Source organism: Bradyrhizobium sp. USDA 4506, from assembly GCF_054058795.1.
Window position 1 is genome coordinate 7,145,424 of record NZ_JBSSBM010000002.1, and the last position, 23,369, is coordinate 7,168,792.

24 protein-coding genes are annotated in these 23,369 nt (G+C 65.5%); 3 read left to right on the forward strand and 21 right to left on the reverse strand.

The genetic code is table 11. The features are described from left to right. Positions 1-268: 268 nt before the first annotated feature. The 8 genes from rpsO to ACVIHF_RS35830 all read right to left on the reverse strand — a co-directional run bounded on the left by rpsO (position 269) and on the right by ACVIHF_RS35830 (position 9,200). Positions 269-538, reverse strand: a complete 270-nt coding sequence (gene rpsO / locus ACVIHF_RS35795) for a 30S ribosomal protein S15 (RefSeq protein WP_016844725.1) — start codon at positions 536-538, stop codon at positions 269-271. Between the two features lie 2 nt (positions 539-540). Further along, positions 541-1,650 (reverse strand): tRNA pseudouridine(55) synthase TruB, encoded by a 1,110-nt coding sequence (gene truB, locus ACVIHF_RS35800; RefSeq protein WP_456793359.1) that lies wholly within the window; start codon positions 1,648-1,650, stop codon positions 541-543. After that, complete coding sequence (rbfA, locus tag ACVIHF_RS35805; RefSeq protein WP_028343913.1) at positions 1,650-2,060, reverse strand: 30S ribosome-binding factor RbfA; 411 nt, start codon at positions 2,058-2,060, stop codon at positions 1,650-1,652. The genes truB and rbfA overlap by 1 nt, the downstream gene beginning before the upstream one ends. A 174-nt stretch (positions 2,061-2,234) precedes the next feature. Then, positions 2,235-4,931 carry a translation initiation factor IF-2 gene (gene infB, locus ACVIHF_RS35810; protein ID WP_225164079.1) on the reverse strand — a complete coding sequence of 899 codons (2,697 nt, stop codon included), beginning with the start codon at positions 4,929-4,931 and terminating at the stop codon, positions 2,235-2,237. Between the two features lie 107 nt (positions 4,932-5,038). Then, positions 5,039-5,725, reverse strand: a complete 687-nt coding sequence (locus ACVIHF_RS35815; RefSeq protein WP_456793360.1) for an RNA-binding protein — start codon at positions 5,723-5,725, stop codon at positions 5,039-5,041. Between the two features lie 15 nt (positions 5,726-5,740). Continuing rightward, positions 5,741-7,357, reverse strand: coding sequence for a transcription termination factor NusA (gene nusA, locus ACVIHF_RS35820; RefSeq protein WP_229191001.1), 1,617 nt, complete (start codon positions 7,355-7,357; stop codon positions 5,741-5,743). 3 nt (positions 7,358-7,360) lie between these two features. Further along, positions 7,361-8,149 (reverse strand): ribosome maturation factor RimP, encoded by a 789-nt coding sequence (gene rimP / locus ACVIHF_RS35825; protein WP_456793361.1) that lies wholly within the window; start codon positions 8,147-8,149, stop codon positions 7,361-7,363. A 293-nt stretch (positions 8,150-8,442) separates the two neighbouring features. Beyond that, a protein-coding gene (locus ACVIHF_RS35830) for an IS5 family transposase (RefSeq protein WP_256558577.1) occupies positions 8,443-9,200 on the reverse strand; the annotation gives its coding sequence in 2 pieces (ribosomal slippage) (positions 8,443-8,864 and positions 8,864-9,200; 759 coding nt in all). A gap of 151 nt (positions 9,201-9,351) precedes the next feature. Between ACVIHF_RS35830 and ACVIHF_RS35835 the strand changes: the two genes are divergently transcribed. Both ACVIHF_RS35835 and ACVIHF_RS35840 read left to right on the forward strand, forming a co-directional pair. Further along, the gene (locus ACVIHF_RS35835; RefSeq protein ID WP_456793362.1) at positions 9,352-10,422 is read left to right on the forward strand and encodes a DUF2336 domain-containing protein; all 1,071 of its coding nucleotides are present in this window, start codon (positions 9,352-9,354) and stop codon (positions 10,420-10,422) included. 219 nt (positions 10,423-10,641) lie between these two features. After that, positions 10,642-11,487 carry a phytanoyl-CoA dioxygenase family protein gene (locus ACVIHF_RS35840; RefSeq protein ID WP_456793364.1) on the forward strand — a complete coding sequence of 282 codons (846 nt, stop codon included), beginning with the start codon at positions 10,642-10,644 and terminating at the stop codon, positions 11,485-11,487. A 91-nt stretch (positions 11,488-11,578) separates the two neighbouring features. Here the strand turns inward: ACVIHF_RS35840 and ACVIHF_RS35845 are convergent, their stop codons facing one another. Both ACVIHF_RS35845 and ACVIHF_RS35850 read right to left on the reverse strand, forming a co-directional pair. Continuing rightward, complete coding sequence (locus ACVIHF_RS35845; RefSeq protein ID WP_456793365.1) at positions 11,579-12,319, reverse strand: tRNA (guanine(46)-N(7))-methyltransferase TrmB; 741 nt, start codon at positions 12,317-12,319, stop codon at positions 11,579-11,581. Then, positions 12,316-13,440: a M20 family metallopeptidase gene (locus ACVIHF_RS35850; RefSeq protein ID WP_310880884.1), complete on the reverse strand. Its 1,125-nt coding sequence runs from the start codon at positions 13,438-13,440 to the stop codon at positions 12,316-12,318. The genes ACVIHF_RS35845 and ACVIHF_RS35850 overlap by 4 nt, the downstream gene beginning before the upstream one ends. Between ACVIHF_RS35850 and ACVIHF_RS35855 the strand changes: the two genes are divergently transcribed. Further along, positions 13,439-13,618, forward strand: coding sequence for a hypothetical protein (locus tag ACVIHF_RS35855; RefSeq protein ID WP_310880883.1), 180 nt, complete (start codon positions 13,439-13,441; stop codon positions 13,616-13,618). The genes ACVIHF_RS35850 and ACVIHF_RS35855 overlap by 2 nt on opposite strands. A gap of 1 nt (position 13,619) precedes the next feature. On the opposite strand, the gene ACVIHF_RS35860 is transcribed toward ACVIHF_RS35855, so the two are convergent. The 11 genes from ACVIHF_RS35860 to ACVIHF_RS35910 all read right to left on the reverse strand — a co-directional run bounded on the left by ACVIHF_RS35860 (position 13,620) and on the right by ACVIHF_RS35910 (position 23,308). After that, positions 13,620-14,036, reverse strand: a complete 417-nt coding sequence (locus tag ACVIHF_RS35860) for a helix-turn-helix domain-containing protein (RefSeq protein ID WP_028335515.1) — start codon at positions 14,034-14,036, stop codon at positions 13,620-13,622. A 261-nt stretch (positions 14,037-14,297) separates the two neighbouring features. Continuing rightward, positions 14,298-15,911 (reverse strand): apolipoprotein N-acyltransferase, encoded by a 1,614-nt coding sequence (gene lnt / locus ACVIHF_RS35865; protein ID WP_456793366.1) that lies wholly within the window; start codon positions 15,909-15,911, stop codon positions 14,298-14,300. Continuing rightward, entirely contained in the window at positions 15,908-17,020 is a 1,113-nt protein-coding gene (locus ACVIHF_RS35870; RefSeq protein ID WP_253605854.1) for a hemolysin family protein, read from the reverse strand. Before ACVIHF_RS35870 ends, lnt begins: the two co-directional genes overlap by 4 nt. 1 nt (position 17,021) lies before the next feature. Then, positions 17,022-17,519 carry an rRNA maturation RNase YbeY gene (gene ybeY, locus ACVIHF_RS35875; RefSeq protein ID WP_092081001.1) on the reverse strand — a complete coding sequence of 166 codons (498 nt, stop codon included), beginning with the start codon at positions 17,517-17,519 and terminating at the stop codon, positions 17,022-17,024. Between the two features lie 68 nt (positions 17,520-17,587). Further along, on the reverse strand, positions 17,588-18,658 hold the full coding sequence (locus tag ACVIHF_RS35880; RefSeq protein ID WP_077231173.1) for a PhoH family protein: 1,071 nt from the start codon (positions 18,656-18,658) through the stop codon (positions 17,588-17,590). 5 nt (positions 18,659-18,663) lie between these two features. After that, positions 18,664-20,052, reverse strand: a complete 1,389-nt coding sequence (gene miaB / locus ACVIHF_RS35885; protein WP_456793367.1) for a tRNA (N6-isopentenyl adenosine(37)-C2)-methylthiotransferase MiaB — start codon at positions 20,050-20,052, stop codon at positions 18,664-18,666. A 204-nt stretch (positions 20,053-20,256) separates the two neighbouring features. Next, positions 20,257-20,937: an HAD family hydrolase gene (locus tag ACVIHF_RS35890; RefSeq protein ID WP_456793368.1), complete on the reverse strand. Its 681-nt coding sequence runs from the start codon at positions 20,935-20,937 to the stop codon at positions 20,257-20,259. Between the two features lie 5 nt (positions 20,938-20,942). Next, entirely contained in the window at positions 20,943-21,395 is a 453-nt protein-coding gene (locus tag ACVIHF_RS35895) for a Fur family transcriptional regulator (RefSeq protein WP_016840396.1), read from the reverse strand. A 77-nt stretch (positions 21,396-21,472) separates the two neighbouring features. Then, positions 21,473-21,958, reverse strand: coding sequence for a ribosomal protein S18-alanine N-acetyltransferase (rimI, locus tag ACVIHF_RS35900; protein WP_057015309.1), 486 nt, complete (start codon positions 21,956-21,958; stop codon positions 21,473-21,475). After that, complete coding sequence (gene tsaB / locus ACVIHF_RS35905; RefSeq protein ID WP_310880877.1) at positions 21,955-22,650, reverse strand: tRNA (adenosine(37)-N6)-threonylcarbamoyltransferase complex dimerization subunit type 1 TsaB; 696 nt, start codon at positions 22,648-22,650, stop codon at positions 21,955-21,957. The genes rimI and tsaB overlap by 4 nt, the downstream gene beginning before the upstream one ends. A gap of 88 nt (positions 22,651-22,738) precedes the next feature. Further along, positions 22,739-23,308 (reverse strand): NifU family protein, encoded by a 570-nt coding sequence (locus ACVIHF_RS35910; RefSeq protein WP_310880876.1) that lies wholly within the window; start codon positions 23,306-23,308, stop codon positions 22,739-22,741. Positions 23,309-23,369 lie beyond the last annotated feature (61 nt).

Sequence of the window (23,369 nt, forward strand, 5' to 3'; positions counted from 1 at the left end):
CAAAGACCATGCCAAGACGGCGAGACACTGATGCGCTGTCGCGATCAGCATCCGGCGATCCTGCCATGGTCCCTGGATTTCGGATGGCGTCCATCCTTTCGGTCATCTGGGCATCTTGCCCGGTCCAGCGGCCGGATTGCTGCTGGACGCTAGTGTGCATGGCGCGACTGCCATGCTGCGCATGGTCATCTTTCGACAATTCGAAAGCCCGAGTTCACGGACGACCATGCGAAAACGCGCGCGAACCCTCGCGCGCGTGCTTCTCAAATCAACGACGGATGTTGTGCTTTTCGAGCAGCGCCTTGTAGCGCGCCTCGTCCTTGCGCTTGATGTAGTCAAGCAGGGAACGACGCGTCGACACGAGCTTCAGGAGGCCGCGGCGTGAATGGTTGTCCTTCACATGGCTCTTGAAGTGCTCGGTGAGGTTATTGATGCGTTCCGACAGGATCGCGACCTGAACCTCGGGCGAGCCGGTGTCGCCGGCTTTGTTGGCATTCGTCTTGATGACTTCCGCTTTGCGTTCGGCGGTAATCGACATCGTCAGTTACTTTCATCGTTGCGAGCCGGACCGGCAGTCAGTCCGTTCAGGTTGAACACGCGCTTGGGGATGAGTTCGCCATTGCCAATTTCGGCAAGCGCGAGAAGCCGGCCTGCCACCGTGACATAGACTGTGCCGCTGGTATTGGGCGCATCCCGTCCGCGCAACAAAACGGCCTGGCCCCTGTGGAGCCTTGCCGCATCAGCCCGTGTGACGGCCAGTGCCGGGATGTCGTCCAGCGCGGTCTCAACGGGCAAAAGCGCGTCGGCGAGGCTGCCCTCGCCAGACGCGGCTCTATTGCATAAAGCCTCCAACTGTTCCAGCGGAATCATGTCCCGTTCGGTAAACGGACCGACAAGGGTCCGCCGCAGGGCGCAGATATGGCCGAAACAGCCCAGAATCCGGCCCATATCGCGGGCCAGCGCCCGGACATAGGTTCCCTTGCCGCACTCGGCCTCGAATACGGACTGGCCGTTATCGCCATGTTCCACAAGGGTTAACTCGTGAATTTCGACCGGGCGCGGCTTCAGTTCCACGGTCTCGCCGTCGCGCGCCAGATCATAGGCGCGCTCGCCCTGCACCTTGATCGCCGAATATTGCGGCGGGATCTGCTCGATCACCCCGGTAAAGCGCGGCAACAGTTCCCTAATCGAATCGGCGGTCGGCCGGCTCTCGCTGGTCCTGACCGGCCGTCCCTCGGTGTCGTCGGTGTCGCGCTCCTCGCCCCAGCACACCGTGAAGCGGTAGCGCTTGCGACCGTCCATCACGAACGGCACCGTCTTGGTCGCCTCGCCCAGCGCGATCGGCAGGCCGCCGGAGGCGAGCGGATCGAGCGTGCCGGCATGGCCGGCGCGCTTGGCCTGAAACAGGCGCTTGAGCACCGCGACCGCCTGCGTCGAGGTCATGCCGATCGGCTTGTCGAGCACCACCCAGCCGTGGACGTCGCGCTTGTCGCGGCGCGGCTGCTGGTTCTGCCTGCCCTGCTTCTGGCGCGGGTCGTTGTTGGTGCGGCGCGCATCGTCGGTGCGCTGGCCGGCAAAAGCATCCCGCTCAGCGTCGCGCGCGTCGGCATCCTTCGCGTCGATAACGCTGTTGGTCGTCATCACAGTCATCACTCGTCGTCCGAATCGGGTGCAAGGTCTCGCTGCACCGCAGGTGTCCGCAGTAGTTTCTCGATGCGCTCCGCCTCGTCGAACCGCTCATCGACGCGGAAGCGAATGTCGGGTGCAAATTTCAGGTTGACGCGGTGCGCGATCTCGCCGCGAAGGAACTTCTTGTTGCGCTCGAGCGCGGATATCACCGTGTCGGTGTCGCGTCCGCCGAGCGGCATCACGTAGATCGTGGCGAGCTTCAGATCCGGCGACATACGCACCTCGGGAACGGTGATGATGTGGCCTTCCAGATCGGGATCGTGAACCTCACCCTGTGACAGAATCTCGGCAACTGCATGGCGAACCGTTTCGCCGACGCGCAGCTGACGTTGCGATCCGCCGGGGCTGGAACTCTTCTTTTGACGGGGCATGACCTTTTTCCAAAACCGTCGCGCCCGCCAGCCGTGGCCGCGGGCATCAATGTCCTTGCTTTGCTTTCAATCGGACGATGCGCTGGTGGCCGGACTAAAGTCCGGCCACGCCGTCGCATTTTCAGTTAAATGGACCCAACGCCTAGCAAGATCTGCGCTTCGTAAGATTTGGACTTACAGAGAGCGCTGGATCGTCTCGATGCGGTAACACTCGATCACGTCGCCGACACGCATGTCGCCGTAGTTCTCGAACGCCATGCCACACTCCTGGCCGGCGACCACTTCCTTCACTTCATCCTTGAAGCGCTTCAGCGTCGACAGCTTGCCTTCGTGCACCACGACGTTGTCGCGGATCAGGCGAACATTGGCGCCGCGTTCCACGGTGCCGTCGGTGACGCGGCAACCCGCGACCTTGCCGACCTTGGAAATGTTGAACACTTCCAGGATCTGCGCGTTGCCCAGCATGGTTTCGCGCAGCGTGGGCGCGAGCAGGCCGGACATCGCCTTTTTGATGTCATCCACGAGGTCGTAGATGATGTTGTAGTAGCGGATTTCGATGCCGTTGCGCTTGGCCGCGGCCGCCGCTTCCTTGTTGGCTCGGACCGAGAAGCCGATGATCGCGGCGTTGAAGCCTTCCGCCAGCGTGACGTCGGATTCCGAGATGCCGCCGACGCCGGCATGCAGGATGCGGGCGGCGACTTCGTCGGTGCCGAGCTTCTCGAGCGAGCCCAGGATCGCTTCCAGCGAGCCCTGCACGTCGGCCTTGACGATCAGCGGGAACTCCTTGCGGCCCGCGGTCTTGAGCTGCGACATCATCTGCTCGAGCGAGCCGCGCATGCCCGAGATCGAGGCCGCGGCATTCTCGCGCTTCTGGTGCGCGCGATAGCTCGTGACCTGACGGGCGCGGGCTTCGTTCTCGACCACGGCGAGACGATCGCCGGCTTCCGGCGGGCCGTTGAAGCCGAGCACCTCGACCGGCACGGACGGACCGGCCTCTTCGAGATTCTCGCCCTGGTCGGAGATCAGCGCGCGGACGCGGCCCATCTCGGCGCCGGCCACGATGATGTCGCCGACGCGCAGCGTGCCGCGCTGCACCAGCACGGTCGCGACCGGACCGCGTCCGCGATCGAGCTTGGCTTCGATCACGGTGCCTTCCGCCGGACGCTCCGAGTTGGTCTTCAGGTCGAGGATTTCAGCCTGCAGCGCGATCATCTCGAGCAGCTTGTCGAGATTGGTCTTGTTCTTGGCCGAAACCTCGACGTCGACGACGTCGCCGCCGAGCGATTCGACCTGCACCTCGTACTGGAGCAACTCGGTGCGCACGCGCTCCGGCCGCGCATCCGGCTTGTCGATCTTGTTGATCGCCACGATCATCGGCACCTTGGCCGCTTTGGCGTGATTGATCGCCTCGATCGTCTGCGGCATCACGCCGTCATCGGCCGCGACCACCAGCACGACGATGTCGGTGACCTTGGCGCCGCGGGCGCGCATCGCGGTGAACGCGGCGTGGCCGGGCGTGTCGATGAAGGTGATCTTGGTGCCGCTCTCGGGCGACAGCACCTGGTAGGCGCCGATATGCTGGGTGATGCCGCCGGCTTCGCCCGATACGACGTTGGCGTGGCGCAGCGCGTCGAGCAGCGAGGTCTTGCCGTGGTCGACGTGACCCATGACGGTGACTACCGGCGAGCGCGGCTCGGTGTCGGTGGAATTGTCGACGACGTCGAACAGGCCCTCTTCCACGTCGGACGCCGCGACGCGCTTGACGCTGTGGCCGAGTTCTTCGGCGATCAGTTGCGCGGTGTCGGCATCGATCACGTCGGTGATCTTGTGCATCGCGCCCTGCTTCATCAGCATGCGGATGACGTCGACCGCGCGTTCCGACATGCGGTTCGCGAGTTCCTGGATCGTGATCGCTTCCGGAATGGTGACTTCGCGGATCAGCTTTTCCTTCGGTTCGTTCGACGCATGCCCCTTCAGGCGCTGGGTGCGGCGGCGGAACGAGGCGATCGAACGCTCGCGCACGTCGTCGGCGTTGAGCGCAGTGGTCAGAGTGAGGCGGCCGCGCTCCTTCTGCGGACCGGGCTTGTGGGTGGTCTTCGGAGCCGCGGCGGGGCGCACGGCGCCGCCGGGGCGGCGCACCAGGCGCGGACCTTCGTCTTCGTCCGGCCCGGCCGCAACTGCCGCCGGCCGCGGCGCAGAGGCTGGTGCGCGCGCGGTTGTCGTGGTGGTCGGGCGTGCTGCGGGCGCGCGGGCAGGCGGAGCAGACGCAGGTGCGGCTGTCGCGGGCCTGGCCGCTGTTGTGGCCGGAGCGCCGGGTTTGGCTTCGCCCTCGCCAAAGCGGCGCTTGGCCTCGACCTCGGCCTTGCGCTTGGCCTCTTCCTCGTGGCGGTGGCGCTCCTCTTCCGCTTTGCGGCGGGTTTCGGCGGCCTCGCGCTCTGCCTTCTCGGCAGCCTCGCGGACGGCGCGGCGCTTGGCTTCCTCTTCGGCCTGGCGGCGCTCCTCGATGTCGCGCTGACGGGCGTCGGCCAGCGCGCTGGCGCGCGCGGAACGCTCGTCCTCGGTCAGGGTCGGCAGCACCACGCCGGAGCGGGTGTTACGCTGTTGCTGGCCGGGAGGCGGGCCTGAGGGGCGGCCGAGCGGCGGCCTGGCGGCCGGCGCCGCAGGCTTTGCAACCACGGGTTCCGGCGCGTGCGCCTCGCCGGGACCATCGCCACCGACGCGACGCTTGCCGCGCTTCTCGACCACGACCTGCTTGGTCCGGCCGTGGCTGAAGCTCTGGCGCACGGTGCCCGTCTCGACGCGCGGCTTCAGCGACAACGTCTTGCTCGGGACACTCAAAGTCTTGTCGCCAGGGGTCTTGGTATCAACCATTCAGCAGTCCTAATCTCGTTTCGCTGTGCGTTTGCCGCACAAATCCTTCAACGTGTCGTCGTTTGCTGAGCATGACCGGTCGGAAAGACGGCGTCCGCCTTCCCGGATCACGCTCTGGAATTTCTGGCCGCTTCGGCGGTCTTGTCGTCGTCGGCCATCCGGTATCGGACCAGCATCTGGCAGCGCGACAGGAACGTCTTGCTCGCTGGGCCCGCGAGCAGCGCAGCATGTATCACATTTGACCGCCCAAGTGCCAAATCCAATTCTTCCGACGTCAAAACATTGACGACGGGGATTACCGGCGATTCACCACGTTTTTCGCCCCTTTGCCTCACGATCGCGTCCAATTTGCGGATTCCGTCCGCCGCGCCGTCGGAAGCGTGGATCAGGGCTGCAGTTTCGTTCCGGTTGAGTGCGTCCTCGACCTTGCCGAAGCCCGAAACGACCTGACCGGCCTTGGCGGCCATCGCCAGGGCCTCCGTGACGCTGCGCACCAGGAGGGTGTCGGTATCGGTGGGAAGGGTCGGCGCGACGCGGACGTCGCGCTTGAATCCCTTGCTAAATTGGTGACGGCGGACCGCTTCCGCAACGCTGCGCCGCGACGCGGAAACCCAGAGTCCGCGGCCGGGCAGCTTGCGCTTGATATCCGGGATTACCTCGCCCGTGGGCGCGACGACGAACCGGATCAGCTCGTCGATCGGACGCACCTCGCGGCTGACCGCGCACATCCGCGTGGTCGCGGACTTCTGCGTCCGCGGCCCATCGTCGAGATCGGGGTCAGCCTGAGCCAGCATCCGTGGGGCATCTCCTTACGAAGCCGTCGTTTCTGCTTCGGCGGCCTCGGCCTCCTCGGCAGGCTTGGCGAGGTCGGCCTCGGTGATCCAGCCGGCCTTCAGACGGGCCTGCATGATCACGGCCTCGGCCTCGTCGCGCGAGATCTCGATGCCGTCGAGGTACCCGGCATGCTTGGTCGGCTCGCCGCCTTCCTTGCGCTCGGTCCAGCCGACCAGATCGTCGGTGGCGCAGCCGGCGAGATCCTCGACCGTCTTCACGTCGTTCTCGCCGAGCTTCACCAGCATCTTGCCGGTGATGCCGGGCACGTCCTTCATGGCGTCCTCGACGCCGAGTTCCTTGCGCTTGGCTTCCAGTTCCGCCTCGAGCTGTTCCAGATATTCGCGGGCGCGGGTCTGCAGCTCGGTGGCGGTCTCCTCGTCGAAACCCTCGATGCCCGCGAGTTCCTTGACGTCGACCAGCGCGAGTTCCTCGACCGAGGTGAAGCCTTCGGAGGCGAGCAGCTGGCCGACCACCTCGTCGACATTGAGCGCTTCCATGAACACGCGGGTCGAGTTCTCGAAGTCGGCCTGGCGGCGCTCCGACTCTTCCTGCTCGGTCAGGATGTCGATGTCCCAGCCGGTCAGCTGCGAGGCGAGGCGGACGTTCTGGCCGCGGCGGCCGATCGCAAGCGACAGCTGGTTATTGGTGTCGGGAACCACGACCTCGATACGCTCGCGGTCCTCGTCGATCACGACCTTGGCGACTTCAGCCGGCGCCAGCGCGTTGACGACGAAGGTCGCAATGTCGGGCGACCACGGGATGATGTCGATCTTCTCGCCCTGCAGCTCGTTCACCACGGCCTGCACGCGCGAGCCGCGCATGCCGACGCAGGCGCCGACCGGGTCGACCGAGGAATCGCGCGAGATCACGCCGATCTTGGCGCGCGAGCCCGGATCGCGGGCGACCGCCTTGATCTCGACGATGCCGTCGTAGATCTCCGGCACTTCCTGTGCGAACAGCTTCGCCATGAACTGCGGATGGGTGCGCGACAGGAAAATCTGCGGACCGCGGGTCTCGCGGCGGACGTCGAAGATATAGGCGCGGACGCGGTCGCCGTTGCGGAACACTTCGCGCGGCAGCATCTCGTCGCGGCGCACGATCGCTTCGCCACGGCCGAGGTCGACGATCACGCTGCCATATTCGACGCGCTTGACGATGCCGTTGACGATGTCGCCGATGCGGTCCTTGAATTCCTGGTACTGCCGGTCGCGCTCGGCCTCGCGCACCTTCTGCACGATCACCTGCTTGGCCGACTGCGCGGCGATGCGGCCATATTCCAGCGGCGGCAGCGTGTCGGCGATGGTGTCGCCGACCTGGGCGCCCGGATTGGCGCGCTGCGCGTCGTGCAGCGAAATCTGGTTGGAGGAGTTTTCGACGACGTCGACCACCAGCATGTGGCGGGTCAGCCGCAGCTCGCCCTTCTTGGCATCGATCTCGGCATGGACGTCGGTCTCGCTGCCGTAGCGGGCACGCGCGGCCTTGGCGATGGCGTCTTCCATCGCCGCGATCACGATGGAGCGGTCGATCGACTTTTCGCGCGCAACTGCGTCTGCGATCTGCAGCAGTTCGAGTTTGTTGGCGCTGACTGCCATGGCTTAGTCTCCTTCGGATGGATCGATCTCGCCACGGCGCGCGCGCTCGGCCGCCAGGCGGTGCTTTTTGGTATTGGTCGGGGCCGGCCTCTTGCCGGGCTTGTGAGCAGGCTTATCACCAGGCTTGGGTTTCGGCTTCTGGCTCTTCGCCGGATCGCTCTTCTTGGCATGGGCCGGCTGCGGCGGCGCCAGGCCGAGCTCGCGGCGCAGCTCGCGCTCGGCGGCCTTGCCGCGGCGCATCGATTCCTCGATCAGCTCATCGGTCAGCACCAGCCGCGCGTCCGAGATGTCCTCCATCACCAGGAGAACCTCGGCGTCCTCGTCGGGACGCCGATCGTCGCGCCTGATGCGCACCGCATCGCCCTCGACGCCGGCAAGCACGCCGCGGAACCGCTTGCGGCCCTGATGCGCCACCGCCATCTCGATCTTCACGAGATGCCCGGTGTAGCGCTCGAAGTCGGAGCGGCGCACCAGCGGGCGGTCGATGCCGGGCGACGAGATTTCCAGCCGGTAGGCACGCTCGATCGGGTCGGCGACATCGAGCACCGGCGACAGCGCGCGCGAGATCGCCTCGCAATCCTCGAGCTGCATCGAGCCGTCGGGTCGCTCCGCCATGATCTGCACGGTGCAGCCGGCATCGCCCGAGACCTTGATGCGCACCAGGCGATAGCCCATGCCCTGCAGCACCGGGACCGCGACCGCGGCGACGCGCGCCGCAACCCCGGGCTCGACGACGAGACGCGGCTCGGCGAGCAGTTCGGTGTCCACGGACGTGGCGGTCGGTTCGGTCATATCCAGTGTCAAAGGCTGTCTAAGGTCTTAAAGGCTGCTGAGGTCTGTTGTGTTGTTCAGGTGGCCTTAAGGGGCCGCTAACGCTACCCAAACCGGACCCGGCCTCGTTGGGTCCCGTCAGGTAATAAAAAAGAGCGGGTCCCGGGGGGCCCACTCTCCTACGCGATCGTATGAGATACCATAAGTTGCGCTGGATATAGCTCTTTTGCCCGGGTCCGGCAAGGCCCCCGGGTCCGGCGGGAGGCGATTTTACGGCTCCCCGGATGCCGGATTGATCTAGGACGAATCCACATTCAGCGGAGCCAAATGCAGATTGCGGCGAGGTGGACGAATGCGAGGAAGTAGTCTGCTCGTCGGTCATATCGCGTGGCAAAGCGGCGGAAGTGTTTGAGCTTGTTGAAGCAACGCTCGATGCGGTTGCGTAGCTTGTAGATCGTCTCGTCATGCGGGATGGGGATCTTACGAGAGCGGGTTGAGGGGATTACCGCTTCGGCGTTCATGTCCGCGATGGTCGTGCGTAGATCATTGTTGTCGTAGGCCTTATCGGCCAACACGGCCTCGGCCTTGAAGCCTTCGAGCAGGGCTTTTGCGGTGAGGTTGTCGTGTCGTTGTCCGGCGGTGAGCATGAAGCGCAGCGGCCGACCGAGGCTGTCGCAGAGCATGTGGATCTTGGTGGTCAAACCACCTCGGGAACGCCCCAGTTCCTGAGTTTTGGCCCCCCTTTTCCGCTCGCAGCCTGCTGGTGGACACGAACCAGAGTGGTGTCGAGCATCAGGTATTTGTTGTCGCGATCCTTGATCAGCTCGGCAAACACCTTCTCCCAAACGCCAGCCTTGGCCCAGCGGGTGAAACGCGCGTGTACGCTCTTCCACTTGCCGTAGCGCTCCGGCAGGTGCTGCCAGTAGGCGCCGGACCGCAGAACCCACAAAACCCCGTTCACGAACAGGCGATTGTCGACACCGCTGCGGCCGGGATCGCCCACCTTGCCTGGCAGCAGAGGCGCAATCCGAGCCCATTGCGCATCACTTAGCTCATAGCGCTTCACACCCATCAGCACGCTCCGAATCAAAACGTCCGGAACGCATTGATTCAGCATCATTCAGCTATGGGAATCCTGAATGTGGATTGGTCCTAACCCTCCGTTTACGAACGGGACCATAGATTGCCGAAAATCGGCAGAAGTCGCCGGTTGGACAAGGCCCATGACGACAGCCCCTGCGCTGATCCCGGAACTCGACGACATCGTTCGTCGCGGCGACCCCAAGCGCCGCGCCGAGGCCGCGCGGCGGCTCGGCGAGCTGTTCCTGCAGGGCGCCGCGAGCTTCCGTCCCGACCATATCGACCTGTTCGACGGGGTGCTGACCAGCCTGGTCCCGCATGCCGAGCTTGCCGCGCGGGTCGATCTCGCCGAACGGCTCGCGCTGCTCGCCAACGCGCCGCGGCATCTGGTCGGGCAGCTCGCCCGCGACGACGAGGTCGCGATCGCGGGGCCGCTGCTGCGCCGATCGCCGGTGATTGACGAAAAGGTGCTGGTCGAGATCGCCAATGCCAAGGGCCAGGGCCATCTGCTCGCGATGGCCGAGCGATCGAAGCTCTCGACTGCGCTGACCGACGTCCTCGTCCGACGCGGCGATCGCGACGTGATCCGATGCGCGGCCGGCAATGCGGGCGCGGCGTTCTCGGACGCCTCCTTCACGACGCTGGTACAACGCGCCGGCCAGGACGGCGTGCTGACGCTGCGGATCGGCCGCCGCGATGATCTTCCGCCCGAACATCTGAAGGGCCTGCTCGCCGGCTCGATCGACGTGATCCGCCGCCGTCTGCATGCCGTCGCCAAGCCGGAACGCCAGGCCGAGATCAAGCTGGCGATGACCGAGATCGAGGGCGTGATCGTTCAGGTCGAGGGCCGCGATTTCACAGCCGCGCAGCGCGCCATCCTGGCGCTGCATCGCGCCGGCGAATTGAACGAGGCCGCGGTGGCCGGCTTCGCAAAGGCCTTCAAATATGAGGAATGCGTGGCGGCGCTCGCCGCGATGGCCGGCGTGAAAATCGTCACGCTCGATCGCCTGATCTCCGGCGAACGTTACGATCCGATCCTGATCGCGAGCAAGACGATCGGCTTCGAATGGCCGACCGTGCGTGCCCTGATCCTGATGCGGCTCGGGCCCAACCGCGTGCCGTCTCCCGCCGATATCGAAGGTGCGCGGGTGAATTTCGTGCGCCTGATGCCCTCGACGGCGCAGCGCGTCGTGGAGTTCTGGAAGTCGCGCTAGTCCGCAAGGGGACTCTTCATTCCGTCATCCTGAGGAGCGCGCATTTGCGCGCGTCTCGAAGGATGCACGGCCACGCTGTTGCAGCCGGGCCGTCGTGCTTCGAGACGGCCGCTTTGCGGCCTCCTCAGCATGACGGATCATAGTGCACACTTCCCAAACCCAAAATCGCTCCGCTATGCTTTCCGCAAGGCGCGACACAGCGCCAACGGGGAGATCGCCATGCTGACGGACGCCGACATCCAATCGCACGCCGCGCGGATCCGCGACGACGGATACACCGTGATCGAGCGCGCCGCCTCGCCCGATTTGGTCGAGGGGTTGAAGGCGGCGGTGCTGAGAATCGAGAGCGAGCACAATCTCGCACCTGCCAGGACGTCGTTCGAAGGCTTCAAGACGCTGCGCATCAACAACCTCCTGACCTATGACGATCTGTTCTGGGAGGTGCCGCTGCATGACAACGTGCTGCCGGTGGTCGAACGCGTGCTGGACAGGGAATGCCTGCTGTCGTCGTTCTGCTCGCTGGTGCTCGGGCCCGGCCAGGAGGCGCAGCCGATTCACGAAGACACCCAATTGATCCCGTTGCCGCGGCCGCACATTCCGATCACGATCAATGCGATCTGGGCGCTGTCCGATTTCCGCGAAGATAACGGCGCGACGCGGATCATCCCGCGCAGCCACAAATTCGATTCGTCGCCGGAATACGGCAAGGAGTACGACGCGGTCACCGCGACCATGCCGGCCGGCAGCGTGATGCTGTTCGACAGCGCGCTGTGGCATGGCGGCGGCGCCAACAGCAGCGACGCCAGGCGCTTTGCCTTCTCCTGCGCCTATTGCTGGGGCTGGATGCGGCAGCAGGAGAATCTGCAGCTCGGCATTCCGCGCGAGACCGCGGCCCGCTTTCCGCGCCGTTTGCAGGAATTGTGCGGCTACAGCGTCTACAAGGGCCAGTTCGGCCACATCGACAATCACGATCCGATCGAGCTGCTCGGCCGCGAGCGCGGCAAGCGGATGGTGTGGCAGGCGACCGACGTCAGGAAGGCGCGGCTGGCGGAAGCGAAGGGATAGCCACCCGTCATTCCGGGGCGGCGCGATAGCGACGAACCCGGAATCTCGAGGTTCCGGGTTCGATGCTGCGCATCGCCCCGGAACGACGACACTAAGGCGTGCGTCGAAACCTCAAATACGCCGCCTTGCGCCCCTCGCGCTCGGCTTTGGCGCCGTAGCGCGTCATCGTGTAGTTCAGCCATGGCTGTTGCCAGTCGATCGCGCGCTCGGCGAGCCAGGCGAAGTCGGGCGAGCGCATCAGATGCGCCAGCGTCCAGGCGCAATAGTCGTCGATGTCGCTGACGAAGCGGAATTCGCCGCCCGGCGGCAGCAATCGTGTCATCGCAGCGACCGTCGCATCCTGCACGAAGCGCCGCTTCCAGTGCCGCCGCTTCGGCCAGGGATCGGGATGGATCAGGTCGATGCGCGCAAGCGAACGCGTCGGCGCCCAGGCCAGCAGTTCGGCCGCGTCGCCGGCGAACAGGCGGATATTGCCGATATTCAGCGCCTCGATCTGGGTCAGGATCTTCGCCATGCCGTTGACATAGGGCTCGCAGCCGATGAAGCCCGTGGCCGGAAAGGCCTGTGCCTCCGCGATCAGATGCTCGCCGCCGCCGAAGCCGATCTCGAGCCTGACATTCTCGATGCCGTCGTCGAACAACTCGGTCAGCGCCTCGGGCGCGGGCGCCGCGATGTCGACGGCCAGATGCGGCAGCAGAGTGTCGATCAGGTCGGCCTGGTGCGGGCGCAGCTTGTGGCCCTTGCGCCGTCCGAAGAACGAGCCGCGCGCATGCGTCATCGCGCCGTCGTCGGGGGAATCGCGATCGCCGCGGTCGCCTGGAGCCGGTGTCATCGCAGCGTTTGGTAGAGACGGTGGAGCAGCCGCGCGCGCGGCTCGATCGACGAGATGTAGAGCTGCTCGTAATGGGTATGCGCGCCCTTGCCGTCGACGCCGAGGCCGTCGAGGGTCGCGGTGTGCGGCGCGGTGAAATTGCCGTCGGAGCCGCCGCCGGTGAACACATCCGCCAGCTCGAAGCCGAGCTCGGCGGCCAGCCCCCTGGCGTGCTCGTAGAGTGCGGCGCCGGCGTTGCTTTTCTCATAGGGCGGACGGTTCAATTCGCCCGATATCTTCACGCTGACGCCCTCGGTGCGCGAGGTGATCCCGAGGATCTTCGGCACCAGCTCGTCGGCGTCGGCCATCGTCGGCACGCGCATGTCGACTTCCGCATAGGCCTCTTCGGCGATCACGTTCGGCTTGGTGCCGCCGCGGACGACACCGACATTGACGGTGACGCCGCGCTTGAGATCGTTCATCGCCTCCAGCGCCTGGATCACATTGCCGAGCTCCCGGATCGCGCTGCGGCCGTCCTCGGGGCGCGTGCCGGCATGCGCCGGCGCGCCCTTGATGAACACGTCGAAACGCGCAACGCCCTTGCGTCCGGTGACGATCTTGCCGCCGTCGCGCGCCGGCTCCGTCACCAGCACGTATTTGGCCTTGCGGCCCTCGGTCTCGATCAGTGCCCGCGAGGTCGGGCTGCCGATCTCCTCGTCCGACACGTAGAGCTGGGTGATGCCGAGCGGCGGGCGCGCGCCGTCGGCGCAGACCTGCCTGAACGCATAATGGGCGAGGTAGGCGCCGCCCTTCATGTCGTAGATGCCGGGGCCGAACGCGCTGTCGCCGTCGACCTTGAATGGTAACCGTTCGATGAATCCCATCGGATGGACTGTGTCGAGATGGCTCAGCACCAGGATGCCCGGCGCGTCCTGGCCCCAGGACGAGCGCGTCACCAGGTGATCGCCGCAGCCGTCGCGCCCCGCAATGCGCTCCACCGTGGCCGGCAGGTCGCGATAGCCCGACGCGACGAGATCAGCCAGCTTGTTGACCTGATCGGGCCGCTCGGTCGGAGATTCGATCTCGACCCAGCGGCGGATGCCGTCGAGAATCACGGCGGTTTCGAACGGATTGCTGGACATGCTGTTGTCGTCGCCTGTGAATTCGCTTTGTCATTGCGCGCACGCGCCGAAGCACGATCCGGAATCATGCTCAAAAATGGCGCTCAAGCGCGATGATGCTCAAGCTGAGCTCATCGCGTTGGCGCGCGCCGGAATGGCATATTCCAGATTTGACGATCTCTCAAACGGATATGGCTGAATCAGGCCTGCTCGGCTGCCTCGCGCGCCGCGATCTGCTCGACCAGTTCGACGATGCTGCGGCGGAGCTTGGCGTCCGCAATCCGCGTGAAGGCGCGGGTCAGGGCCAGGCCCTCGGCGGTTGCCAGAAAATCGGAGACATAGGTCGGCGAGGCGCCCTCGCTGAAGCCGTCGGCGGTCTTGACCCCGCTCGGGCCGCCGTCGAACAGGAAGGAGACCGGCACTTGCAGAATTTCGGAGATCTGCTGCAGCCGGCTGGCGCCGACGCGGTTGGTGCCCTTCTCGTATTTTTGCACCTGCTGGAACGTCAGGCCTAGCGCCTCGCCCAGTTTCTCCTGGCTCATGCCGAGCATGATACGTCGCATACGGACGCGGCTGCCGACATATTTGTCAACAGGATTGGGCGCTTTGGTGGACATCTCCAACTCTCCTAAGGGATTGCGCGCCCGTGGATGAGGCAAGTTGGAAGTGGAGTATGCCTCAGGCGCCGGTGCCGTCAAATCCTGCAAGGAGGATCGGGACGAAATGCGGACAATTTGCGCAAAGGGGCTGACTTGGCTTGTGATTTCGCGTGGACCCGTACAATGCGAAGTGCACGGTCGATCTGTCAACTGGTGGAATCATACTGAGGTAAATTTCGACGTTTTTTCGGGTTCGCGACAACCGGCGATATGCAGCCGTCAGGCTTTTCGCCTCACAAACCGCCGCCGCAACACGAACGCCAGGGCTGTGATCACAATCACAGCGGCGGGGACGTTCCCGACACGCGCATAGATCGTCGGCGCGATGGCCGCCGGCAGGCCGGCATCCAGCACGCCCTCGATGCCGAGCCCGAGTTGCGCGACGATCCGGCCGACGGGGTCAATGACGGCCGAGATGCCCGTATTGGCGGCGCGGACCATCGGCAGGCCTTCCTCGATGGTGCGCAGCCGGGCTTGTCGCAGGTGCTGGTAAGGGCCGGTCGAGATTCCGAACCATCCGTCATTGGTGACATTGACGATCCAGCCGGGACGGTCGTCGCGGCTCACGACATTGCCGGGAAAAATCGCCTCGTAGCAGATCAGCGGCAGGGCGCGCGGCGCATTCGGAATATCGAGCGTCCGGCGGATCGTGCCGGGAATGTAGCCGCCCTGCACCTTGGTGAGCTGCACGAAGCCGAGCTTCTCCATCCAGTCCTGGAACGGCAGATATTCTCCGAACGGGACAAGATGCAGCTTGTCATAGACCGCAAGCACGCTGCCGTCGTGGTCGATGACGTAGATGGAATTATAGGCGCGCGTGACGCGGACGCCGGGCGGCAGATCGGGCGCGCGCACCGAACCGGTGATCAGCACGGTTCCCTTCGGCAGCAGGTCGGCGATCTGCGCCATCGCGTCGGCTTCCTTGGTCAGGAAGAACGGAAACGCGGATTCCGGCCAGATCAGGATGGTGGCATCCTTCACGCCGGTGGCATGCGGCCCGGAGGCGCGATCCGACAGAGTGAGATATTTCTGCATCACCGCCGCCTTGGCGGAGTAGTTGAACTTGGCGTCCTGCTGCAAATCGGGCTGCATGATGCGCAGCTTGACGCCATCGACCATCCTGGTCGGCTGCTGCGCGAGGCGGATCACGCCGAACGCCAGCATCGCCACCAGCACCAGCACCGCGGCCACCGGCGCGCGCCACGGCTTGCGGCCGCGCGAGCCGCCGTCGATCAACACGGCCGGGCTTGCGAAGATCGCGACGGCCAGGAACGTCATGCCCCACAGCCCGATCAGTGACGCAGTTTGTGCCATCGCCAGCGGCTCGGTCAGTGCGTAGCCGAACGCATTCCACGGAAAGCCGCTGAGGAGATGGCCGCGCAGCCATTCCGAAATCGTCAGGCTGACCGCGAGCGCCAGCACGCGCGAGGCATCGCGCGGCCAGATCAGCCGCGCCAGCCCGAAGCCGAACGCGGTGAACAAAGCGAGATAGGCAGGCAGGCCGAGCACCGCGAACGGCGTCAGCCAGGCGAAGGTGTCCGCATCGACGAAGAAGGCGTAGCCGATCCAGTACAGCCCCGGCACGAAATAGCCGAGGCCGAACCAGAAGCCGGACAGCGCCGCGGCGGGCACGCCGCGCCAGCGGCCGGCCGCGCTGCCGTCGATCAGCCAGACCGCGATGGAAAAGGTGAGAAACAGAACCGGCCAGGCGTTGAACGGCGCCATCGCCAGCGCAGACAGCGCGCCGGCCGCGAGCGCGAGGACGGCGCGTTTCCATCCCCAGGTCAGGATGATTGCAAGGCCGATCGATCGGAGCTTGTCGGACAGCCTCACTGCGGACCGGCTCCCTCGCCGGGCGGCGGCAGGTTGTCATTCGCCTGCGGGTTTCCGGAGTCCGGCGCCTGCTCGCGGCGCCGCTCGCGCTCCTTGCGCGGCGTCGGCCGTTCCTTGCGCGCGCTGATGCGCACGCGCTTGACCCGCCGCGGATCGGCGTCGAGCACCTCGACCTCGTAATTGCCGGGTCCCGAAATCACCTCGCCGCGCACCGGCAGGCGCCCGACGAACGATACGAGATAGCCGCCGAGCGTCTCGACCTCCTCGCCGGCGTCGCCGATCACGAAATCCTCGCCGATCACCGAGCGGACATCGTCGAGGCTGGCGCGTGCATCGGCGATGAAGGAGTTGTCCGGCTGGCGCACGATGGACGGCGGCTCGTCCGAATCGTGCTCGTCGTCGATCTCGCCGACGATCTGCTCGACGATATCCTCGATCGACACCAGCCCGTCGGTGCCGCCATATTCGTCGACCACCAGCGCGAGATGGATCCGCGAGGCCTGCATCTGCGCCAACAGGTCGATCGCGCGCATCGATGGTGGGATATAGAGCAGCTTGCGGATGATATTGGCTTCCGACAGCGGCAGCGCGAGGTCGACGCTGCGCAGATCGAGCCCGGCCGGGAACGGCTTCTTGCGCTTCGTCTTGGTCGCGTCGGTGACGCGGGCCTTCACAGTCATGAAGGCGAGCAGGTCGCGGATGTGCACCATGCCCTCGGGGTCGTCGAGGGTCTCGTTGTAGACGACGAGCCGCGAATGCGCCGCGCTCTCGAACAGGCTCATCAATTCGCCGAGCGGGATGTCGCGCTTGACCGCGACGATGTCGGCGCGATGCACCATGACGTCGGCGATCCGCCGCTCGTTCAGCGACAGGATGTTGCGCAGCATGGTGCGCTCGATCGCCGAGAAGCCGACGTCGTCGGGCGTCGAGGCGTCGAGCACCACCTGCAAATCGTCGCGCACGGAGCCGGCCTTCCAGCCGAACAGCGTGCGGATCGCGCGCACCAGCCAGCCCTCGGCCGCCGGGCGCTGCACCTCGCCCTCGTGCACCACGGCGGGCAGGTTGCTCACGTTGCGCGGGTTGTCGTGGGTTGGCTCGGAATCCGGCATGTCAGGCGATCCGATCCGCATAGGGGTCGGGAATGCCGAGGGAAGAGAGGATCTCGCGCTCGAGCGCCTCCATGTCCTCGGCATCGTTGTCGTTCTCGTGGTCGTACCCGATCAGGTGCAGGAAGCCATGCACCGCGAGATGGCTCAAATGATGGTCGAACGGTTTCTGCTCTTCATCGGCTTCCCGCCGCGTCGTCTCATAGGCGATCGCGATGTCGCCGAGCATACGCGGGGCATCGTCGGGTCCGCCGGCGCCTTCGGGCTGCAGCGCCGGAAACGACAGCACATTGGTCGGCTTGTCGATGCTGCGCCAGTTGGCGTTGAGGGTGCGGATACCGGCATCGTCGGTCAGCATCACCGCAAGCTCGGCGTCGGCGACATCGGCATCGGCGATTTCGGCGGCAGCCTCGATGGCGCGGTGGATCACCGCGTCGGCATTGGGCTCGGCCTGCCAGCATTCGGCGGTGACGAGAACCTCGGTGGCAGGAAAAGCAGACACGTTGGTTTCAAAATCTGCGTTATGGCCGGATCCCGCGCCGTGCGGGCTCGTGGCCGAAGCTATTGGTCTCAAGATCTGGCGTTTGCCGGCTTTTGCGGCAATCCCTCATAGGCGGCCACGATGCGCGCCACCAACTCATGGCGGATGACGTCCTCGGCCTTGAAGTGCACCTGGGCGATGCCCTCGACGCCGTCGAGCAGCTTCACGGCTTCCGTGAGCCCCGAGGCCTGGCCATGCGGCAGGTCGACCTGCGAGGGGTCGCCGGTGACGATCATCCGGCTGTTCTCGCCGAGACGCGTCAGGAACATCTTCATCTGCATCGTTGTGGTGTTCTGCGCTTCGTCGAGGATGATGGCGGCATTGGTCAGGGTGCGGCCGCGCATGAAGGCGAGCGGGGCGATCTCGATCTCGTTGCCCTGCAGCGCGCGCTCGACGACGCGGGCATCCATCAGATCGTACAGCGCGTCATAGATCGGGCGCAGATACGGATCGACCTTCTCCTTGAGGTCGCCGGGCAGGAAGCCGAGCCGCTCGCCGGCTTCCACCGCGGGCCGCGTCAGGATGATGCGATCGACCTCCTTGCGCTCGAACAGCTGCGCGGCATGGGCAACCGCGAGCCAGGTCTTGCCGGTGCCGGCCGGGCCGATCCCGAACACCAGCTCATGCCGCTTCAGCGCGCGGATGTAGGAATCCTGGGCAGCAGTGCGGGCGCGCACCGGACGCTTGCGCAGATTGATGGTCTCGAAGGTCGGCTTGGCGGTCTTGTTGTCGAATTCGAACAGCGAGCCCTGCGCGATCACGGCGCGGATCGCGCCTTCGACCTCGCCCTGATCGAGGTCGTGTCCTTCGACCGCCTGCGCGTAGAGCGTCTCCAGCACGCGCCGCGCCGCGTCGCAGCCGTCGCGGGAGCCTGCGATGGTGAGATGATTGCCGCGGGAATCGACCACGACGCCGAGCCGCCGCTCGATCAGCGCCAGATTTTGTCCGTAGGGACCCACCAGCGCGGATGCCGCGCGGTTGTCGTCGAAATCGATGACGACCTGAGTTTCAGGGGGCCGGGTCTCAGGTGGCATTTGCATGTCGCGGTCAGGTTTGCGGCTGGGAGCGAGCGAAGACGAATCCGATGCGCTTTTGGGCAAGGATTTCAGGCTCCAATGGTCTGCGAAATGAGGCCGGGCGCGGGTCGCGTCGCGAGCTCGCCGATCAGGCTGTAGCGCTCGAGGCTGTCGATCCTCACCGGGAGGACCTGGCCGATGATGTCGGGCGATGCCATCACATGGGCGGGCTGCAGATAGGCGGTGCGGCCGACGATCTGGCCCGGATTGCGCGCGGCGCGCTCGAACAGCACATCGACCGTTGTGCCAATCGCAGCCCGGTTGAAGGCCGATTGCTGGCTGTCGATCAATTCCTGAAGCCGCCCCAAGCGCTCGTCCATCTCGGCTGCTGACACTGTCTCCCGCATCTCCGCCGCCGGCGTGCCCGGCCGTGGCGAATATTTGAATGAATACGCCGCAGCGTATCCGATTTGCGTGACAAGCGCGAGGGTGGCGGAAAATTCTTCCGCGGTCTCTCCGGGGAAGCCCACGATAAAATCTGATGAAAAAGCAATGTCTTGCCGCGCGGCGCGGAACCGGTCGATGACGCGCCGGTAGTCATCGGCGGTATGTTTGCGGTTCATGGCGGCAAGGATCCGGTCCGACCCCGATTGCACCGGCAGGTGCACGAACGGCATCAGTTCGGGCAAATCGCGATGTGCCGCGATCAGGGCGTCGTCGACGTCGCGCGGATGGCTGGTCGAATAGCGCAGCCGCGCGACGCCGGGGATCTCGGCGAGGCGCTGCAACAATTTGCCGAGCGGCCAGACGCGGCCGTCGGCGCCTTCGCCATGATAGGCGTTGACGTTCTGTCCGATCAGCGTGAATTCGCGCACGCCATTGTCAGCGAGCTGCTTCACATCGTCGATGATCCTGGCGACCGGACGCGAGACTTCCGCGCCGCGCGTGTAGGGCACCACGCAGAAGGTGCAGAACTTGTCGCAACCTTCCTGCACCGTGACGAAGGCGGAAATGCCGCGGGCGCGGATCGCATCCGGCTTCGGCTGCGGCAGGAAGCCGAACTTGTCCTCGACCGGGAATTCCGTTTCCAGCGCGCGGCCGTTTGCCTTGGCGCGCTTCAAGAGCTCCGGCAGATGATGATAGCTCTGCGGCCCGACCACGATGTCGACGGTCGGCGCGCGATGGATGATCTCTGCGCCTTCGGCCTGCGCGACGCAGCCGGCGACCGCGATCTTCATCTCGCGGCCCGCCCGCGCGGCCTCGTCCTTGGCGACGCGCAGCCGCCCGAGTTCGGAATAGACTTTCTCCGACGCCTTCTCGCGGATGTGGCAGGTGTTGAGGATCACGAGGTCGGCGTCTTCGGCGCTCGCGGTCTCGACAAAGCCCTCGCCGGCCAGCGTGTCCGCCATGCGTTGCGCATCGTAGACATTCATCTGGCAGCCATAGGACTTGATGTGCAGCTTGCGCGGCGTCGTCATGGAACCCTGAGAGTGAAAAATGGAAACGGCGCCATCGGGGCGCCGGGGCTGAAATATAGCTTAAACCGGGGAAAATCCAGCGGTCTGGACGTCATTCCGGGGCGATGCGTCAGCATCGAACCTCAGGTGCGCAATTGCGCACCGGGGAATCTCGAGATTCCGGGTTCGCTCCCTTCGGTCGCGCCCCGGAATGACCTCGCAGGGTCAGTCAGCGCTCGCCGTGGCCCCCACCCGGGCGATCAAATCGGGCAATTTCCGCATATCGGCGAAGGTGACGGCCGCGCCGGCCTGGCGGAGCATCCCCTCATGTTCCGCCGTGCAGTGGCTGCCGCCGTAAAAACCGAGCACGGTCATCCCGGCGGCACGGGCGCCGGTGACGCCGGCCACGCTGTCCTCGATCACGACGCAACGCGCCGGGTTGGCGCCCATCTGTTCGGCCGCGAACAGGAAGAGGTCGGGCGCCGGCTTGCCGCGCTTGACCTGGGTGGCGGAGAAAATATGCGGCGCGAGCTGGTCGTAGAGCCCGGCGCAGGTCAAGCCGTGATGGATCTTTTCCGGCGTGCCGCTCGACGCCACGCATTTCGGTAAGCCGAGCGCGGCGATCGCCTCGCCGACATGCGCGATCGCACTGAGATCGTCGGCATAGAAGCTCAGCGTCGCGTGCTTGACCTCGGCCTCGAAGGTCTCGGGCAGCGCGCGGCCGATCTCGCTCTCGACGATCCGCCGCGCCTCGCGGTCGGACACGCCGAGGAAGCGCTTCAGCACGCCGTCAGGTGTAATCGGAAAGCCGTGCCGCGTGAGCGTCTCCGCATGCGCGCGACAGGAGATCACCTCGCTGTCGACCAGCACGCCGTCGCAATCGAAGATGACGAGGTCGAAATTCACCCGGCTTACGACTTGCTGTCTTCGTCGAGCGGGACGCAATACAGCTCGAGACGGTGATCGACCAGCTTGTAGCCGAGCTTGCGCGCGATCTCGGCCTGCAGCTTCTCGATTTCCTCGGAGGTGAACTCGATCACCTTGCCGTCGCGCAGATTGATCAGGTGGTCGTGATGGCTCTCGGGCATCTGCTCGTAGCGCGCGCGGCCCTCGCGGAAGTCGTGGCGCTCGATGATGCCGGCATCCTCGAACAGCTTGACGGTGCGATAGACGGTCGAGATCGAGATCTTGTCGTCGACCGCCACGCAGCGGCGATAGAGCTCCTCGACGTCAGGGTGATCCATGGCCTCCGCCAGCACGCGTGCGATCACACGGCGCTGTTCGGTCATGCGCATGCCGGTCGCGGCGCAGCGCGCCTCGATGCCGGTATTCTTCTGCGCAGGCGTGATTTTCACCGTCGTCATGGGTCCTTGGCAGGTCCTTGGCCAGTCCTTGGGCCTTGGATGGCAGAGCAGGGGGCTGTTCTGCCATCGCGCCGATGTTACGACAAGTCGCGGCGCATCAGAAGCGCGTTCAAATGTTCCCCGCCGGGCTGCTTGTAGTAGCGTTCGCGGCGGCCGATCACGCCGAATCCGGCCTTTTCGTAGAGCCGTCGCGCCGGCTGATTGTTCTCTTCCACCTCGAGGAAGATGGTGCGGATGCCGCGGCCGGCAAGATGGCCGAGATGGGTCAGCAGCAGGTCGCGCGACAGGCCGCGGCCGCGCTGATTGGAATCGATCGCAATCGACAGAATTTCGGCTTCGTCCGCTGCCATCCGTGAGACGGCAAAGCCGATCACCTTGCGTCCCTGCCGCAGCCGGTGCACCAGCGTGTTGCGCTCGGTCAGCATCGCCTCGAATTCGCCCTCGCCCCAGCCGCGATGAAACGACGCGCCGTGCAATTGCGCGAGCCGCGCCGCATCGCGCAGCGATGCAGGCTCGACCGCGGGCGGACCGCCGCCCCACCATCGTGACAGCCAGCCGATCATGTCGATCGCGGCGTGCTGATTTCGAGCCGGTCCTTTGGCGGCTTGGCGTCGGGCGCACGTAGATAGAACGGCCGCGGCGGCGCGGTTTCAGGATCCACGGCCGCGCCGATCCAGGCGACCCAGGTAATATCGGGCGCGGGCTGCCGGTCGACCTTGACCGGCGGTGCTGCGTCGGCGGGCCAGCGCTCGGCGAGGATATCGGCGGCGTTGCCGACCAGATGCAGCGCGCCGTGTTGGGAGGCCTCGAGCGCTTCCGCGATCGGCGCCACCTTCGGCTTGATGATCGGGCTGCCGTCGCCGCCGACCAGCTGGAAATAGACGTGATCATGCCGCGCATCGATCGCCGACAGGATCGCGGATGCGCCATTCTCGGCGACGACAGGCGCGGCGTAGGCGGCGAGCGTCGACAGTCCGACCACCGGCTTTTCCGCGGCCAGCGCCAAGCCGCGCGCCGCCGAGAGGCCGACGCGCAGGCCAGTGAAACTGCCGGGGCCGGTGGTGACGGCGATGCGGTCGAGCCCGGCAAAGCCGATGCCGCTCTCTTTCATCACCCGAGCGATCAGCGGCATCAGCGCCTCGGCATGGCCGCGCTGCATCGCCTGCGATTCAATGGCGATTGTATTGCCGGAGGTGGTGTCGAGCACCGCCGCGGAGCAGGCGTCGAGCGCCGTATCGATGGCGAGAATCATCATGGGAGGGCGAATGGCGAATAGGGAATGGCGAACAGGGGTCTTGCGGAGAATGCTATTCGCGATTCGCCACTCGCCATTCGCCGCTCCATCACATCGGCCGGACTTCCTGCACGTCGGGCACGAAGTGCCGGAGCAGGTTCTGGATGCCGTGTTGCAGGGTTGCGGTCGACGACGGACAGCCGGCGCAGGAGCCCTTCATGTTGAGATAGACGATGCCGTCCTTGAAGCCGCGGAAGGTGATGTCGCCGCCGTCATTGGCGACCGCGGGACGCACGCGGGTCTCGATCAGGTCCTTGATCTGCTCGACCGTCTCGGCGTCGGCCTCGTCGAAGAACTCGTCTTCCTCATCGCGGGCGTCGTCGCTGGCCGCGGTGCCGTCGGCGAGCAGCGGCGCGCCGGACATGTAGTGCTCCATGATCGCGCCGAGGATCGCGGGCTTGAGGTGCTGCCAGTCGCCCTCCGCCTTGGTCACGGTGATGAAGTCGCCGCCGTAGAACACGCCGGTGACGCCGGATACGGCGAACAGCCGTTCGGCGAGCGGCGAGCGCGCGGCGGATTCGGGCGAGGAGAATTCCATGGTACCGCTGTCGAGCACCATGCGGCCCGGGATGAATTTCAGCGTGGCGGGATTGGGCGTGGCTTCGGTCTGAATGAACATCTGCTGTCTCCGGCGTCGCCGGTTCAAGGCCGGCGCGTTGGGTTCCATTATAGCGTTTTCG